The organism is Myroides odoratus (genome assembly GCF_001549985.1).
Lineage (GTDB): Bacteria > Bacteroidota > Bacteroidia > Flavobacteriales > Flavobacteriaceae > Flavobacterium > Flavobacterium odoratum_A.
This window is the reverse complement of the sequence record NZ_LROZ01000008.1, coordinates 93,275-111,905: the sequence shown is the minus strand read 5'-3', so window position 1 is coordinate 111,905 and position 18,631 is coordinate 93,275. Positions and strand designations below refer to the sequence as shown.

Sequence of the window (18,631 nt, the reverse complement as noted above, 5' to 3'; positions counted from 1 at the left end):
AATTGCAACTGCTTAGTTTTAAGTTGAGAATTGGTTTTATTGAACGCTATCAATAGGAAATTTGGCAACAGGTTTTATTTCTTTAACTACGATGATACATGTACTATTTTCTTGTTTAAAGCATCCATCATCATTATTTTGTCTATTTGACGCGCCTCTTATTTCACGTACATAGGGATCTTCTCTCTTAAATGTTGGGTATTTGCTTCCCGATACTGTAGGCTCCCTTAGATTAATTATTCTTTCGTTATTATTTGTATCAACAATAATGATTTGAGTAGGATTTATATCTAGATCATTGTATATTTTTACAATGATTGATTTATATTCTTCTCCGCTTCCATATACTTTTTCTAAAAAATCTCCGTCCCAAGATGCCAAAACGCCTCTTTCATTAAGTACCATGTGTTTTTTAAAATGGTTTATTTCTGACTGGTTTAATTCAAGAATTTTTGGAAGATTAGATTGTAGATACAAGTCTTTAGTATCTAATTCAGTTCTATTTAATTCAGTATTGTCTGATGAACAAGAAATAAATAAAGAGGTACACAATAAGAGTAATAATCTTTTCATATTTTTTGTTGTTCAGTATGCTCTCCCCTGTTCCCGGTTTTTGTTTGATTATAACGTGAATATAAAACCCAAAAAGGAGAAATCATAAGGTGTATTTGAATGTTTAATGCATTCGGTAATAGGTGTTTGAATGGTTTTGTTTGATATAAAAAAGGCTTTCAATATACGTTGAAAGCCTTGTTAAGTAGATTGGATACTACCGTTATGTAGTTGCAATTGTTTGGTGCGAATGGAGGATAATAGACCTAGAATATGGTTGACGATGAGTATCCCCTTGGTTTGTTTCTTTTCTTGAAGTATAACAAGAAGTTGTTCCTGAAGAATTGGAGAAAGACCAGCAAAAGGCTCATCTAAAAGAATAAAGGGTTGAGGTAATTCAAGTACAAACAACGTTTGAATCAATTGCTGAATACCCATGGAAAAGCTTGAAATAGGGGAATGAAGTTGCTGTTCAAATTCAGACCAATGCCAATACCTCTTTGGTAGTACCTCTTGGAGTCGAAGTTGTTTTGGAAAAAATGAAAACTGAGGTTTCAACGCAAAATAGCGTTGTAGATCACGTGTTTTTCGGATTAATTTTTGATCAACTCGAAGGTGCAAATGCTGCGCTTTTTTTGTGCCAAATAATACCTCAAGAAAGGTAGATTTTCCTGCTCCATTTGATCCAATGAGTTCAATAAGTTCGCCCGTTTGCAGTTGAAAATAGATATTGTTGAGTATGTTTTTGTGCTGCACTTGATACACAAGGCTATCCAAGTATAAGGTAGACATGATTAGGTTGTTTTAAACGTGGAGAGAATAAGTGAAAGAACCATCATACTACCGAATAAAGTGAGTACGAGGTGAAGGGGTTGCCATCCTTTGTTCTTGAAAAAATAGAGTTCGTAGGAGCGAAAAGTCCTAAAATACATCATCGAAAGTAAAGTAGCAAGGAGTGGAGGAATGCCCCACCATAGCGCAGTCGTCAGTCCAAGAAGTAACGTTATCCCACAAGAAAGGAGATAGTAAGGATAAAGAATACGAAGCGTTTTGATCATGTGAAAACAAATTACAAAGACCTAAGATATTTGTTTTTGCGGATATAATGGCTTGATGGGGTTAAAACTTTGATTGAGGGTATCAAAACGAGCGAACCTTTATTTTTGCATATTTTTCTCGAGATTAACGGATTATATTGAGGTATTCGTACGGATTAAAGCATTCGAAATGGTAGAATGTAAATCAAATAGCAAAGCGTTTAGTTTCAATTGTTTTATTTATATTTGTCAGTAAACTAATAACAACAATATGGATAAAATGTTACAGCCAGCGCATTCAGGCGTTGCATATTTAGCATTGATTTTTTTGGTAATCGTAGTAATTAATGCTTTTGTAGGATTAAGCTCTAAAAAAGAGTTTACAGAGAAAGATCGCAAATTAGGTTTGATAGGGTTAATCTTCTGTCACATTCAATTATTGTTAGGGATTATCTTGTATTTCGTTTCACCTTTAGTACAAGGTTTTGGTGTAGCGATGAAAGACTCTACTTTAAGATTGTACGCTTTAGAGCACCCACTAATTAATATCATTGCAATTGCGTTGATTACAATTGGATGGTCAAAACACAAAAAGACCACAGATAGCAACAAGAAATTTAAAATGTTCGCTATTTTCTATACGATTGGATTAGTTTTAATCTTATCTAGAATTCCTTGGACTGCTTGGTTTGCATAATAACATATAAAAGATAAATAAAGAGAGCTTCAAGCTCTCTTTTTTATTTTGGTATACTTCTTGTTTTGAAATAGTATCTATTTTTTGAAACAAGAGATATGAAATATTTTCAATATATAATTTTTGCTTTAGCCATCTTCACTTTATCAAGTTTTGAAGAGGCTGGTAAATTAAAAGAAAAAAACAAGCCTGCTGCTGTTCGTATGGAACAGGTTTTGGATACTGTTGCAACATTAGATTTACCGAGTATAGAAGAAGATTCTATCGTGATGGCTGAAGTAGAGGATGACTCTTTTGAAGTAGTTAGCGATGAAACAAAAGCTTCGTATTACCACGATAAATTCTCTGGTAAAAAAACGGCAAGCGGAGAGGTTTTTGACAATTCAAAATACACGGCAGCCCATAAAACACTGCCTTTTGGAACTAAAATCAAAGTAACGAACTTGAGAAATAAACGTTCAGTTGTATTGACTGTAACCGATCGTGGGCCTTTTACAAAAGGGAGATCCGTTGATATTTCTAAACGTGCGTTTATGGATTTGACAGACAATCTAGGACGTGGAGTTTTAGACGTTAAGGTAGAACGTATGATTGAAGATATTCAGTAATCGTTTATTTGATCTGAAAGGAGCTTATTTTACTTGCTATTAGACCTGATAAAAAGATAAAATATAACTAAAAATCAACTTTTTGTATAGAAATCAATCTAAGATATTGGGATTCAATTACTAAAAAGTGGGTAATGAAAATGTGGAAAAATTCCACAAGTCGAGGATGTGCACCGCACATCTTTTTTTTTGCGCCATTCCCAAATTTTAGGGAAGAAATTTTTTTTTAAAAAAGATAGCTGCTGATTTCGAATGAGATAAATACGAACGAAAAGGAGCGTAATTAGGATGCTCATATGATGATACAACTTGGTGCCTCTAGAGTGTCAAGGCTTGCTCCAGGCTATTTCTAAGCTTGAATCAGGGATACTGATTAATAGAAGGGGATCTAATCCCTAAATCGAGTATTTTATTTTTTGCTTATTTGAGGGTTGTTTTAAGATAAATACTGTTTTTTTAGATGTAATCTGTGGTGTTTACTTGCTTTATAAATAAAAGTAAAACGTTAACAACTTTGCTGTTTATGCTTATAAAAGGAGTTTTAAGTTAAAAAGTAAGGCGATAATCCCTTGTTTTTTTGTGCTTTTATTTTTTTTAGTTTAAATCTTACACTACTCTGCTAAAAGGAACCTATACTTCTCAATTTGTAATGTTTTAATTGCTATTTATATTTGGTCTAAATTAAAACACTGAAAGTATGAACAAGGTAAAGGTAAGAAATACCTTTTTAGTCACGCTACTTTTTCTTGTTTTGTGGGGCCATGCCCTACGGGCCAATATAGAAGTAAGTAAGGATAAAGTAACGCTTGAGACAGCGAATGTCGAAGTACTATCCAAACAAAAGGAACACAAAGAAGCTGCTATATTTGCTTTTTGTTATCCACCAGAAAGCATTCAATTGCTAAATGTTTCTGCAGATTCCTATACGTTAGGATGGGAAGCAAGATCAAATGCTATTTCTTATGACTTATTTGTGAGTCCGACGAATGTTCCGGGAGCAGGACTCATGAATCCAACGCATACAACCACAGATGCTACACTAACTTTGGATTTACCCCACAATCAAGTCAACGTGTATGTCTGGATAAGAGCTACTTGTGAAAATAGCTTTAATGAGCAAAGCAATTGGGCAGGCCCCTTTGCTATTCACTTACCTATGACTCCCGTTTCTTTGCCTTATTTTGAAGACTTTCAGCAGACTCCCTTAGTGGGATTTAGCAATGATAGAACAAATCAGTGGTATATTGGAGGTGGGGCAAAAAGCAATACCGATTACGCCTTATATATCAGTAAAGATGAGGGGAGAACAAATGAATATGCGCTGTATTCGAATCAAGTTTCCCATGTTTATAAAGATTTTGTATTTCCACAACATGCTGAAAATATTGCCATTTCTTTTGATTGGCGTTCAGTTGGGGAGCTTGAAGAGGACTATTTGAGTGTTTGGTTGGTTCCTCAGGACTATATACCAACAGCTCACACTCCAATTGATCCCAATAGAGCGGGTGTTAGACAAATCGGTTTGCGATACTATCATGAAAATGCAGTGTTTAAGAATGAAACCATTATCGTTCCTACAGAAGGACAGGGAGGACAAGTCTATCGCCTAGTTTTTCAATGGAAACAAGAAAGTGGTGGTGGTGCTCAACCAGCCGCTGCTATTGACAATTTGAAATTGGAAGAAGTGTCTTGTGCTCCTCCCATGGATTTTAAGCTAAACACGATTGGAGCTGAATCCATGAAATTAGAATGGATTGCTAGTAGCAATCAACAATATGAAGTCCTCATCAGTACAGAGGCTTCTCTTTCTAGTGCTAATGCGAGAACCTATACTGCGACAACGAATAATTTGATCATTGATCAATTACAGCCCGCAACAACTTATTTTATTTGGGCGCGTTCCCTTTGTGCAGATGAAACCAGTATTTGGATGGGGCCTCTAGAAGTAGAAACGCAGCTAATTGCGAAGACCCTTCCCTATAGCGAAGATTTTGAAGGAGCTCCTTCTTTTGTTTTCGTCAATGGTGCGGTGAACAAATGGGTGGTGGGAGCAGCAGTAAATCATGGGGGAAGTAAATCGTTGTATATTTCCAAAGATGGAGGACAATCGAATGAATATAACCCTAATACAGGTAGAAGAGAAGTTTCGCACCTATACCAAGACTTTATTGTTCCTTCGGATGCTTTAAAATTAGCCATAGCTTTTGATTGGCGATGTGTGGGGGAAGGTTCCTATGACAACTTTAAAGTTTGGTTAGTGCCGATTACCTTCGTTCCTCAGGCTGGGATGAAGATAAATGAAAGAGATCAAGCTATGATTCGTGTGGGGCAAAATGCCTATGCTAACGCTGCAAATTTTCAACGTGAACAAGTACTTTTAGACGCTGCTTCTTTTGCAGGCCAAACGATGCGTTTGCTAATCGAATGGTCTCAGGATGAAAGCGCAGGAAATAATCCCGCAGCAGCAATTGATAATTTAAACGTTACGGCGATCAATTGTGTAGCGCCAACAGCGGTGCGTACAAGCAATTTAAGAGCGGGTGCTTTTGATCTGACTTGGACAGCTTCAACGAACACCACAGCGTATGACGTTTTTATTACAACAGATTTAAACTTAATTCCGACGGATACAACAACTCCGTTAGCTTCTACTAGTGAAACTTCTTATTCCTTTTTGAATTTAAATGAAGCGACGAAATATCATGCTTGGCTACGATCTAGCTGTAGTACAAGTGATAAAAGTAATTGGGTTGGCCCTTATTTTGTAGAAACGCCTTTGGTTTCCAGTGTTAGTTTACCTTATACAGAAGATTTTGAATCCAATCCAATCTTCGGCTTTACCCATGCTCAACCCAACCAATGGCATGTGGGACAAGCGGTGAACCATGGTGGACAACAATCTCTGTATATCACCCAAGACCAAGGAGTAAGCAATACTTATAAATATAATACAAGTCAAATTATTCATGCCTATAAAAATATCGACATCCCACAAGGAGTCGATATGTTAGCAGTGAGTTTCGATTGGCGTGCACAAGGAGAAAGGAGCTATGATTACAGTAGCAATGGGTACAATCCAGTGGATTTTTTAAACGTGTGGATAGTTCCGCAGTCCTATGTTCCACAAGCAGGAGAAACATTGAACAATAACCCACAAGCACTTGCAATTAATGCAGAAGCCTTGTATCAAAACAATGATTTTACCTCATTTTCCAAGAATGTAGATGTGCGTTCTTTTCAAGGACAAACGGTTCGATTTGTCTTCGAATGGCAACAAGATGATCGCAATGGAAATCAAAATCCAGCGGCGATTGACAATCTAGCAATTCAGCCGATTTTGTGTAGTGAACCAACGGCATTTCAATTGGATGGTCTTACGGCTCATACCTTTGCGGTTTCATGGCAAGAGCGAGCGAATGTGCAAGGCTATGAATTGTATTTGGCTACAGCGAATGAAGCGCCTACTGCATCAACTGTTGCTTCTTTTACCTCAGATACGTCCACATTTACATTTGAAAATTTAAATCAGGCAACGAATTATTATGTTTGGGTTCGTTCAACCTGTGGTACAGAAGCTTCAAGATGGATTGGTCCATTAGCGGTGCAGACTACCTTAATTCCAGTGAATTTACCTTTTACAGATGACTTTGAAACAGAGCAATCGTACGGAATTAGCAATGATACCATCAATCAATGGTTTGTTGGACAAGCCGTGAATCACGGTGGAACAAAGGCGTTGTATATTTCCAATGATGGAGGACAAACGCACGCCTATACGAATTATTTATCTCAGAATATCGCTTCTCATATTTTTAAGGATTTCACTATTCCAATAGGAGCGATCGACATGACGCTTATCTTTGATTGGATGGGTGTAGGAGAAAACGAATATGACAAGCTAAGCGTATGGTGGGTTCCGGTAACGTATACGCCTCGAGCAGGTGTGAAGATAACGGTAGCAGCTAGTGGAGGAGTACAAGTGGGAAGAGTGAATTTTTCCAATGTACGTGCGTTTACCACGGAGTTGATTAATCTTGATGGACAGCTGTATGAGGGGCAAACCATGCGATTGATTTTTGAGTGGATCAACGATCAATCCGGCGGAAGTAATCCTCCTGCGGTTATAGATAACTTAAAACTAGCTACGACATTCTGCGGGGCTCCAACGGCATTGAGTATTAGCAATGTGTCAGATCATGGGTTTCAGGCACAATGGGAAGCAACAACGACAGGCTATGAACTATTTTTAAGTGAGATAGCCACGACTAGTCCAGAGGATACGACGACACCGACACATCAGTCGACACCAACAACGTATACCTTTGAAGGTTTAACACCAGGTCAAACGTATTGGGTATGGGTGAGATCTGCTTGCTCTAATACTAATCAAAGCGATTGGGTTGGACCACAAGAGGTAACCTTAGCAAATACACCTGTTGATTTACCTTATGTAGAAGATTTTGAATCGAATCCTACCTTTGATTTTACGACAAATAGAACTAATCGTTGGTATATTGGTACTGCTGTACAAGCATCAGGAACAAAAGGATTATACATCAGTGAAGATCAAGGTGCAAATAATACCTATTATACAGCGTATGATCAAGTGGTACACGCTTATAAAGATTTTAGAATTCCTACAGATGCTACCGAATTGTCTATTGGATTTGACTGGCGTTGTTTAGGAGAAATAAACTATGATTTCTTCCGCGTTTGGTTAGTACCAGCGTCCTATACACCAGTAGGAGGTACATTGATATCAACAAATGTGGCTGGAGCTATACCGGTAGGACATGAAATGTTTGGGGAACAAACAGAATTTAAGAGAGAAAACTTCGTCGTTGAGGTAGGTAGCATTCAAGGACAAGTGTATCGTCTCGTTTTTCAATGGCAACAAGATAATAGTGGCGGATATCAACCTGCTGCTGCCCTTGATAATCTGAATATAGAAGTAGTGACTTGTAGTCCACCAAGAAATTTTGCTGCAGGTGTGGTAACAAGCCGTACCATTGCTACAACATGGGAAGGAGATGGCGCGCGTTCGTATGATTTATATTTAACGACAACGAATGATATTCCAACAGCAGAGACACCAGGAAACTATCGTTCGATAAATACCAACTTTGTATTTCCAGATTTAGCAGAAGGAACTTACTATACCCTTTGGGTTCGCGCTGTTTGTGGACGCGATAAAAGTTTTTGGGTAGGTCCTCTTGTTGTACAAACCACCTTAACCCCTGCAACGTTGCCTTATACAGAAGATTTTGAACAAAATCCAAGTTTTGCATACCAAAATGACACCCATAATAAGTGGATTGTTGGAAATGCAGTGAATAATGGCGGAACAAAGGCTTTGTATATCTCGAATGACAATGGAATTAGCAATCATTATTTGCATACAGTGCCTGGAAGAAGGCAAGCCTCTCATGTGTATAAAGATTTTGCCATCCCTGCTTCAGGTATGGAATTGATGTTGAATTTTGACTGGCGCAATGTCGGAGAAGGAAGTTATGATAACTTCCGCGTTTGGTTTGTTTCTGCGGATTATACTCCGCGTGCGGGTGTTCTTGTACAAAGTGATAACCGCAGTGCGGTGCGATTGGGAAGAGAATATTATTCCGGAAGTCAAGATTTTGCACCGGAACAAATTATCATTCCCGCTCAAGAGTATTTAGGACGTACGATGCGTATTATTTTTGAGTGGACCCAAGATGAAAGCACGGGAAATAATCCAGCTGCTGCAATTGACAATATTGAATTCTTTATCAAGAGTTGTTTACCGCCAACAGACGTAACTATTGGGGAAATACGAGACCAAGGATTTGATGTGAGTTGGACGGGACAAAGTGGACAAAATGGATATGACTTATTCTTGACCACGGATCAGAATATAGGGGTTAATGAAGCAACAGTCCCAACCCATACAACTACTGAAACGAATTATACGTTTGCAAATTTAGAAGAAGGGACGATGTATTATGTCTGGATACGATCCGCTTGTAGTCAAGGGGAATCAAGTTTATGGACGGGACCTTTTATTGCTACAACGCCTTTAGTTTCGGTGAATCCTTTACCATATTATGAAGATTTCGAAGGAACACATAAAATTGGAGTAACGCATGCGTTGCCAAACCAATGGGTAGTAGGAAATGCCATAAATAATGGTGGACAAAAAGCACTGTATATTTCAAATAATAATGGAGTAAACAACCAATACACCATGAATAAGGCACAAATTGTACATGCGTATAAAAACATTCATATTCCTACCAACCTCGAGCAATTGGAAATTAGTTTTGATTGGCGTTCTCAAGGAGAACAGCAATATGATAGTAGGGCAAGAGAAAATGTGGGGGTGGATTTTGTAAAGGCTTGGATTGTACCATTATCATATATCCCAGAAGCTGGGGTAAGTGTTGCTAGCTCAAATCAAGCAGTTGCTATCGATGAACAAGGCTTCTTTAATAGTCGAACATTTCAGCGATTCCAAACCCGAATGGATATTCGTGCTTTTGCAGGACAAGATGTTCGCATTGTGTTTGAATGGAAACAAGATAATCGCAGTGGAGAACAACCACCTGCTGCTATTGATAATTTATGGATTAAACCTTTTACTTGTAAAGATGTGATCGACGTCCAAGCAGTAAGAATTTCAAATTCATCCAATATTGAAATTACGTGGACACCTCTGGGTCAAGAACAACAATGGGAGGTTTATATTGTAGAATCAAATCAACCTGACCCAACGCCATTAAATGTAGGGATTAGGGTAGAGCATACACCGAGATACGTATTCAGGGATGCCGTTGAAGGCGCTTTCTATCACGTGTATGTACGAGCCATTTGTTCGGATACAGATCAAGGTGCTTGGAGTCCTGCTGTCCTGTTTAACCTCTTCAATCCTCCCGGATGTGCAAATATTGAAGTAGAACCTATTGATTTACCACAAACAGAAGACGGAAGTTATGTGATTTGTGACGATGAAAGCGTAAACCTTGATTTAAAGGCAAGCTTCTTTGATATCAAAGATACCTCTGATTATACTGTAGAAGCCATTGAATATAAACCGCCTTTCCCTTTTGTTGGAGGAGATTTGATTCCATTAACCAAAGATGACCATTGGTCTGAAGTGATTGATTTAGGTTTTGATTTTTGTTTCTATGGTAAGTCCTATGATAAAGTGTTAATCGGAACCAATGGGATGATTACATTTAGCGTTCGCGGACATGCTGAAAATGGGTTATACACGCCTGATTCTTCTTCGGGATATTCGATGAACCCAAACGTACAATTACCAACAAATAGTGCAAATAGCAACACTATTCCGTATGTCAATACCATTTTTGGGGTGATGCAAGATTTGTTCCCTAATAATTCACCCGCAGATTATTCGGTTAATTACCAAGTGTTGGGAACCTTTCCTTGTCGAGCTTTGGTTTTTAATATTTATCATTTAGGATTATTTGATGCGACTCGATGCCCATATGATGTCAATGATGTAGACGGAACAACGCAAACGTCTCAAATTGTACTTTATGAAGGCACAAATATTATTGAAGTGTATATTAAAAATAGACCGAGTTGTGCCAATTTCAATGGCGGATTGGGTGTTGTTGGAATTCAAAATGCTACGGGAACTGCAGCTGTGGTTCCTCCAAATCGAAATGTGGGAACATGGACGGCTGCGAATGAGGCTTGGCGTTTTGTACCAAGTGGAGAATCCATTGCCCATTTTAGTTGGTTGAAAGATGGTGAATTCCTAACGGAAGAGCAAGATATTCAAGTAACCATTGATCAATCGGTAACCTATACAGGGCGTATTACATATCTACATTGTAATGGGAATGAGCAAATTATTGATAAAGAATTCCGCTTTATCAAAGAGAAGCCCCAGATAACTAAACCAGCGAATTTATATGCTTGTCATAGAGAGCCTGGATTTGCCTATACGTATGATTTGGCTCAAAATGATAAACAGGTCGTAGGGTCTTTACAAGCGAAAGATTTATTGGTTACCTATTTTGCTTCGGAGGAAGATTTATTAGCCAATATCAATAGCCTGCCTACTACGTATACGACAACAGCGGTAGAACCGACAGAAATATACGTGAAACTAGAGAATAAAAACACGCATTGTTTTACCTACAGTAGTTTTTCTTTAATTGTCAATAAAATATTGACTGCAACAAACGTTCAGCCTATTCTTGCTTGTCAAAGTTACGTATTGCCTGAATTAGCAGAAGGAGAAGCATATTATACAGAGCCTTATGGAAAAGGAGAGCGTTGGGAAGGTGGCGATGTATTTGAGAACGTAGGCAAGCATCAATTGTATGTTTATGGGGTGAAAGAAGGATGTGCGTATCAAAGTAAAATGACGATCGAAATTCTGGAGTTTATTCCTGCTTTTGAAATAGAAGATCAAGTGATGTACTGTGAACTTTATAGCTTGCCATTGTTGCCAAGAGGAAACAAGTATTTTACGGAACCGGACGGACAGGGACGTGAATTACAACCTGGAGAACAGATTTTAGTTGATCAGGTAATCTATATCTATTCAAAATCAAGTAAAGGTAAGGTAGATTGTACGGATCAATCTAGTTTCCGTGTAACGTATGAAGAATGTCCATTGCCGAAAGGATTTTCTCCTAATGGGGATGGTATTAATGATCGTTTAGATCTGTCAAACTATGGAGTAACGAATCTAAAAATTTACAATAGAAACGGAATTGAAGTATTTAACTTCAATGGATATTATACTGATGAGTTTTCAGGAAAAGATAAAAGAGGAAATAATTTGCCTTCAGGTACGTATTACTATGTGGTAGTAACCAATGCTAAAATGCGTACAGGATGGATTCAAATAAGTAGATAAACTAGATGACTTCGTGTTGTTTCTTTTAAATTGTTGATTTCTAAGTGAAGAAGCCCCTATTGATACTCAATCAATAGGGGCTTACTTTTTTATAGGTAAGACGAGGATTTATCGCCTTTTATTTCCAAGTAGAAAAAGGATGCTTGGATAAATAGGAATTGTAATATTCCAATTGCCCTGTAACCTCTTCGCCTAGCCAATCTGGTTTTTCAAAACGTTCATTTTCATCCTGAAGTTCCACTTCAGCTACAATTAGCCCTTCGTTTTTGCCGTGAAAGACATCCACCTCAAAGGTGTGAGATCCTACAGGAATAAGGTAGCGCGTTTTCGAAATAACATGGTCTTCACATAAGGCTAATAAAGCTTCTGCTTCTTTGAAGTCGATTTCTTTTTCCCATTCAAAACGCGAGGTTCCCGCAGCGTTACTTTTTCCCTTGATGGTAATATAACCCTTGTCATTCTTTAAGCGAATGCGAACCGTGCGTTCCGCATCACTATTGAGGTATCCTTGCGCAATTGTATTTTTCGAATGCGCTAAAGTTTCAAAATTTGTACGTTTAGTAAGAAATTTTCTTTCGATTTCAATCATAGGATATAAAATAAAGGCGTAAATTTATGCCAAGTTTTAGTCATTTCTATTCAACTGTTAAGAAAAAAATATATTTTTAAATGAAATTAAGATACATATTGCAATCACCTCAAGGAATTGAGGAGCTTTTTAATAAATATGTAGTTGATGGTAAAATATATACAAGTGAAGATATTTCATTTTTAGTCGATCTTGTACATATTTTTCGACCGCGAAATATAAAAAAAACAAATCGAGTTTCCATAGATTCTTTTACATCTTATTTAAAAACCCACGAAGTCGAACGATTAGCCCTGATTGAATATTTGAAAGAAATCCTTTCTAATAGACGTTTCAGCCGTATGATTTCAGATGCAGGAATTTTACAAGATTCTGATTTCTTCTATGAAGTTAAAAAGCGTTTATGGGCGAAAGTTTTACCATATCAACCCGAAAAAGATACCTATGAGTATGTATTAAACCAAGTGTTTTACAAACATACCGATGCGGCATGGGTTGATTTGATCCCAGAAGAACAGCTGTTAGAACTATTTGAACAGTTGAACTTCATGGACATCTTTACTAATATTTCTGACGAGTCTGTTATGGGCGAGTTGTTGAACTCTATTGGGCTAATTACGCAACGCATGAGTGGTAGAGCGATGGAAAGTTCGATTATTAGCATGGTACCAGAGTATTCTCACTTTGAAAGCCCGTTTTTGGCTTTAGAAAAAGAGTTTATGGAAGTGGCTTCCAGTATACTAAAAGGAAATATCAGTTATTTGACACTTAGCGATATCAATTGCAAGCAAATTAAAATCTTTCACAAACAATGTTTGGATTTTGTCAACCAAGCCTTTAAGAACAGTTCTAAATATGGAATCTCGATTAAGGTGAACCAAAGTTTATTACGCCTAAGACAGCAATTGCAGCGAGTTGACGTTTTGCTTTCACTCATCATTATTGAAGGAGAAGACACTGCCTTAGAAAAGAAAAAAAACACCATTGAATTGGCACGTAAATTAATCGGATACAACTGTTATAAATACAACGTATCAGGATTAATTAAGGAAAGTACCCAGTTGATTTCCTACGAAATTACACAACATACCGCCAAAACAGGAGAACATTACATAACCAAAACCGCAGGAGAGTATTGGCATATGTTTAGAGGATCCATGGGAGCAGGTATCATTGTTGGTTTTATGTGTATTCTCAAGTTATTAGCACATAAGCTGGATGCTAGTATTTTTGGCCATGCCATGCTGTATAGCTTGAATTATGCCTTAGGATTCTGTTTAATCTATCTGCTCGGCTTTACTTTAGCAACGAAGCAACCCGCGATGACGGCTGCTGCGATTATTAAAGCCATTGAAGATGGACAAAAACAACACGTAGACAGTGCGAATAAGCACATTGGCTTTGCTAAATTATTTGCGCGATTAGTGCGCTCTCAGTTTATTGCCTTTATCGGAAACGTAATTTTAGCTTTTCCGATTGCTTTGTTATTGATGTGGGGATTTGATTCGGTATTTGAGGTAAACCTAGCTCAAAAAGAATGGAGAGGCATGCTTATTGACGCCGATCCAATCGAATCAAAAGCGTTGTTTCATGCAGGTATTGCTGGTATTTTCTTATTCTTGTCTGGTATTATCTCGGGTAATGTATCCAACAGAAATAAGCACAACCGCGTTTTTTACCGTATACAAGAACATCCTTGGTTGAAATATAATTTTGGGCTTCAACGTTCGACAAAAATCGCCAATTGGGTAGATACCAAATGGCCGGGTATTGCCTCGAATATTTGCTTTGGTCTATTTATGGGTACATGTGGAGCGATTGGAACCTTCATTGGTCTAGATATCGATATTCGACACATTACCTTTGTCAGTGGAAATATCGCCATTGGATTCTATGGATCAGGATTTGAAGCGCCAACCTCACTTTTAGTGTGGGCATTTATCGGAATGTGGTTGATTGGATTCATGAACTTTATTGTGAGTTTTGGTTTATCCATTCTATTGGCTTTCCGCTCTCGAAATATTCCATTTAAAGAGACGAGAGAACTTGCTTTGGCTGTGTTGAAATACTTTAAAAGCTTTCCAATGGAATTCTTTATTCCAACAGGAAATACGGCTGAAGTAACAACGGAAAAAACTCCAGATAAAAAGTAATCACAACGATGAAATAAAAAAGGGAGTGGTCATTGACCGCTCCCTTTTTGTATTTAATCAGTAGCATCTGCAGTGTCTTTAGTTTCTCTTTTGTGACGCAAACTTTCTTTTAATAATTCAGATTGTTGCTCAAACTCGAGTCGAGATACCGTGATGTAGTCTTCTAAATTGTGAATGTTCTTTGCCAATTTTCTCAAGGAAGCACGGTCACTTCGGATGAATAATTCACTTTGTGTTCTCGCATCCTCATGGCTTAATCCCAATTTCTCTAGCATCACTGATCCAACATAAACAGCCGTAAAGAAGTTTTCTCTATAGACTTCCGTAAAGCCATCTTGTAAATATTCGTACGCATTCTTTCTGTTCTTAGCGCGAATGATAACTTCAACATTAGGGAAGTTTTTGTGTAATATTTCAACTAAGTGTTGGTTCACATCAGGTGGATCCATGGCTGCAATAACATAATCAGCCTTTTCTACCCCAATAGATTTTAAAATATTGATGGAAGTAGCATCCCCATAGTAGACATTAAATCCTAATTTGCGCAAGTGATCCACGCGCTCAGCATCGTTGTCCAATACTAAAGTAGGAATGTCATTTGCTTGTAATAAACGTCCAATCGTATTTCCAAAGTCTCCAAATCCAGCAATGATGATTTTTTTATCCGCACTGATGTGAGATAAATCATCATAAGGTTGATCATTCTTAGGCGAAGCGGTTAAGCCTAAATAAGGACTAATCCACTTTTCGTTGAGCAACATTAAAATAGGTGTTACGACCATGGATAATGCCGTTGTTGCCAAGAGGTAATCATACCACGTTTGGTCAATGATATTAATGGTTTTTCCTAAGGCTAAAATTACAAAGGCAAATTCTCCAATCTGAGAGAGTAAAATAGCAAATAGGAATGATTGATCTTTAGGGAATTTCTTCCATTTACCAATAGCAAATAAAACAATCGCTTTGATTGCCATAGAGCCTACTAATAACGAAAGAATAATAAGCGGTTCAGCAGCGATAATCCCAAAATTAATGGTTGATCCTACCGCAATAAAGAAGATACCGAGCAAGAGAGCCTTGAATGGCTCAATATCACTTTCTAATTGATGTTTATAAGGGTTATTTGCTAAAACTACACCTGCAATAAATGCACCTAAGGCAGGACTCAGTCCTACTTGTTGCATTAATAAGGATACACCAATCACAAGTAATAAAGCAGAAGCAGTATAAATTTCGCGTATTTGTAAACGCCCTACGGATTTAAACAGCGGATTGACAATATAGTTTCCAACCAAGAAAATAACAGTAATAGCCCCCAATATAGCCATGGTTTTCATGAGTACAGGTTGACCATCAAGCATACTGCTATGTGTAGTTGAGATTGGTATTTTTTTAGAAACAGCCAATAGCGGAATCAACGCCATAACTGGAATTACCATAATATCCTGGAAGAGTAATACAGCAAAACTCGATTTTCCTACATTCGATTTATTAAGTCCCTTTTCAGAAATGGTTTGTAAAATAATAGCCGTAGAGGACATGGTTACCACAAATCCAATAGTAATAGAGGTTCCAATCCCAAGGTGGAGGGCAAAGTAACAGACGGCTGTGGTTATAAGGGTAGTACCTAATGCTTGGGCGGTTCCCAGCCCGATAATTTCTTTCCGGATTTTCCAAAACTCTTTGGGATCAAGTTCGAGCCCAACAAGAAATAACATCATGACAACTCCAAACTCGGTTGCATGCATAATATCAGCTCCATCTTTCCCAACAAAACCTAAAACAAAAGGCCCAATTAAAACTCCGGCAAATAAATAGCCTAAGACAGACCCCATTCCTAATTTCTTAGAAATGAGAACACAAATTACTGCGGCAAATAAAAAAATAAAGGCCTGTGCTAAAAAATCATTCATTTTATGATTGTATTTTTTGAATTAAATAACAGTATGATAACTATAACGTTTGTTTGTTACAAATAATGCATACTTACTCAAAAAGTATTTGAAATACATACAAATTTACGTAATACAGCTTTGATTTGCATGGAAAAGTTAAAAAAAAACGATATTTTTTTTAGGAATATAAACTGAATTTTTTCAATTAATTTTGACCCAACTAGCCTTAAGATGAATCGAAAAATCATACATATTGATATGGATGCGTTTTACGCCTCGGTAGAACAATTAGATAATCCCGAATTAAGAGGGAAGGCTATTGTCGTGGGGGGAAGTAGCGAAAGAGGAGTGGTTGCAGCAGCGAGCTACGAAGCACGTCAGTATGGCGTTAGAAGTGCAATGAGTGGGATATTGGCGAAAAAGAAATGTCCACACCTGATTTTTGTACCACCTCGTTTTGATCGCTACAAGGAGATTTCAAGGCAGATTCGGATGGTATTCCACGAATATACCGACTTAGTCGAGCCTCTCGCGTTAGATGAAGCTTTTTTGGATGTAACTGAAAATAAAATCGGTTGTCCTAGTGCCACCTTAATTGCACAGGAGATTCGGCAAAAAATTTTTGAACGCACCCAATTAACAGCTTCTGCAGGAATTTCGATTAATAAATTTTTGGCTAAGGTGGCGAGTGATTACAATAAGCCCAATGGGCAAAAGACGATTAACCCTGAAGAAGTAGAAGCATTCCTAGAGGCTCTAGAGATAAAAAAGTTTTTTGGTATCGGTAAGAAGACCGCAGATCGCATGTATCATTTCGGTATTTTTACAGGACGTGATTTGAAGGCAAAATCCATAGACTTTCTCGAAGAAAATTTTGGTAAAGCTGGAAAGGCATATTATTATATTGTTCGCGGGATTCACAATTCTCCTGTTAGTCCAGATCGATTAATCAAATCCGTTGGAACCGAACGTACATTTGATGAAAATTTGAGCTCAGAAGTGTACTTGGAAAATAAGCTTAATCACATTGTAGAAGAGTTGAGTCTGCGCTTGAGAAAACAAGGTTTGGCAGGTAAAACAATTACCTTGAAGATAAAGTATGCCGACTTTGTACAGCAAACGCGAAGTACAACGTTTCCCTATTTTATTGCCGATGCGGGAATTATCCTGGATTGTGCTAAAGAATTGCTCTACCAAGAAAAATTACAAAATTCAGTGCGTCTGATTGGCGTATCTTTGAGTAATTTAAACAATAGAAAAGTAGCGAAGAAACCCGTAGCTGTACAGCTGCGATTTGATTTTTAAATCTGAATATATTCAACCATGAGTTATACTATACCTCCCTATTTGCAAAAAGGTGATAAAGTGGCAATCGTCTGCACCGCTAGAAAATTTTCAATCGAAGAAGCAAAACCCGCTGTGGCTCTTTTAGAGTCTTGGGGATTGCAAGTGGTTTTAGGACAAACAATCGGCTTAGATAATTTTCAATTAGGTGGAACAGATGCTGAGCGAATTGCGGATTTTAATGCGCAATTGAAAGATCCCGAAATTAAAGCGATCTGGTGTGCAAGAGGAGGATATGGGACGGTGCGTATTATTGATTCAATTGATTTTTCATCATTCGCTCAACAGCCGAAGTGGATTGTTGGATTCAGTGATGTTACTACTTTACACAGCCATGTGCACAACTTGGGGGTAGCTACAATTCACGGTATTATGGCGTTCAGTGTTCCCTTAGCGAAAGAAGAATCTAAAACATCTTTGTATAAGGCGCTATTTGGTTTGCCTTTATCCTATAGCATTTCTGCCGCTGTTGGAAATAGAAACGGAAAAGCGAAAGCGGAAATCGTAGGCGGTAATCTTTCTATTCTCTATAGTGTACTGGGTTCTGTTTCTAGTATAGAAACCAAAGGTAAAATTTTATTTATTGAAGATTTGGATGAGTATTTATATCATGTAGATCGCATGATGCACAACCTCAAACGAAATGGAATGCTACGGGATTTAGCAGGGCTTATTGTAGGAGGAATGACAGATATGCACGATAATTCGATTCCGTTTGGCTACAATGCACAAGAAATTATTCTAGATGCTGTGAAAGACTATAATTATCCTGTGGTATTTAATTTCCCAGCAGGACATGGTGCTTCCAATTGGGCATTAAAATTGGGCACTATTGTTGAACTAGAAGCACAAGACAATCAGGTGACTGTCGCTTTTAGTTAAAC

General features: G+C 37.7%; 10 protein-coding genes. 6 read left to right on the top strand and 4 right to left on the bottom strand.

Going from position 1 to position 18,631, the window contains the following annotated elements; all coding sequences use genetic code 11:
- Window positions 1-36 precede the first annotated feature (36 nt).
- Both AWV75_RS10445 and AWV75_RS10440 read right to left on the bottom strand, forming a co-directional pair.
- Window positions 37-573 carry a hypothetical protein gene (locus AWV75_RS10445; protein WP_231738088.1) on the bottom strand — a complete coding sequence of 179 codons (537 nt, stop codon included), beginning with the start codon at window positions 571-573 and terminating at the stop codon, window positions 37-39.
- A 180-nt stretch (window positions 574-753) separates the two neighbouring features.
- Window positions 754-1,344, bottom strand: a complete 591-nt coding sequence (locus AWV75_RS10440) for an ATP-binding cassette domain-containing protein (RefSeq protein WP_060874308.1) — start codon at window positions 1,342-1,344, stop codon at window positions 754-756.
- 516 nt (window positions 1,345-1,860) lie between these two features.
- Between AWV75_RS10440 and AWV75_RS10430 the strand changes: the two genes are divergently transcribed.
- The 3 genes from AWV75_RS10430 to AWV75_RS10420 all read left to right on the top strand — a co-directional run bounded on the left by AWV75_RS10430 (window position 1,861) and on the right by AWV75_RS10420 (window position 11,766).
- The gene (locus tag AWV75_RS10430) at window positions 1,861-2,286 is read left to right on the top strand and encodes a hypothetical protein (protein WP_002988209.1); all 426 of its coding nucleotides are present in this window, start codon (window positions 1,861-1,863) and stop codon (window positions 2,284-2,286) included.
- Window positions 2,287-2,384: 98 nt separating this feature from the next.
- Window positions 2,385-2,894, top strand: coding sequence for a septal ring lytic transglycosylase RlpA family protein (locus AWV75_RS10425; RefSeq protein ID WP_060874306.1), 510 nt, complete (start codon window positions 2,385-2,387; stop codon window positions 2,892-2,894).
- Between the two features lie 697 nt (window positions 2,895-3,591).
- On the top strand, window positions 3,592-11,766 hold the full coding sequence (locus AWV75_RS10420) for a fibronectin type III domain-containing protein (protein WP_060874305.1): 8,175 nt from the start codon (window positions 3,592-3,594) through the stop codon (window positions 11,764-11,766).
- A 118-nt stretch (window positions 11,767-11,884) separates the two neighbouring features.
- Here the strand turns inward: AWV75_RS10420 and AWV75_RS10415 are convergent, their stop codons facing one another.
- Window positions 11,885-12,355: a CYTH domain-containing protein gene (locus tag AWV75_RS10415; RefSeq protein ID WP_060874304.1), complete on the bottom strand. Its 471-nt coding sequence runs from the start codon at window positions 12,353-12,355 to the stop codon at window positions 11,885-11,887.
- 80 nt (window positions 12,356-12,435) lie between these two features.
- Here AWV75_RS10415 and AWV75_RS10410 point away from each other — a divergent pair, with 80 nt between their 5' ends.
- A complete protein-coding gene (locus AWV75_RS10410) occupies window positions 12,436-14,508 on the top strand; it encodes a site-specific recombinase (RefSeq protein WP_060874303.1) in 2,073 nt (690 codons plus the stop codon).
- Window positions 14,509-14,561: 53 nt separating this feature from the next.
- On the opposite strand, the gene AWV75_RS10405 is transcribed toward AWV75_RS10410, so the two are convergent.
- Window positions 14,562-16,421: a monovalent cation:proton antiporter-2 (CPA2) family protein gene (locus AWV75_RS10405; RefSeq protein ID WP_060874302.1), complete on the bottom strand. Its 1,860-nt coding sequence runs from the start codon at window positions 16,419-16,421 to the stop codon at window positions 14,562-14,564.
- A 213-nt stretch (window positions 16,422-16,634) separates the two neighbouring features.
- Here AWV75_RS10405 and dinB point away from each other — a divergent pair, with 213 nt between their 5' ends.
- Together dinB and AWV75_RS10395 are read left to right on the top strand one after the other, a co-directional pair.
- Window positions 16,635-17,708: a DNA polymerase IV gene (gene dinB / locus AWV75_RS10400; protein ID WP_060874301.1), complete on the top strand. Its 1,074-nt coding sequence runs from the start codon at window positions 16,635-16,637 to the stop codon at window positions 17,706-17,708.
- Between the two features lie 18 nt (window positions 17,709-17,726).
- On the top strand, window positions 17,727-18,629 hold the full coding sequence (locus AWV75_RS10395; RefSeq protein ID WP_060874300.1) for a S66 peptidase family protein: 903 nt from the start codon (window positions 17,727-17,729) through the stop codon (window positions 18,627-18,629).
- Window positions 18,630-18,631 lie beyond the last annotated feature (2 nt).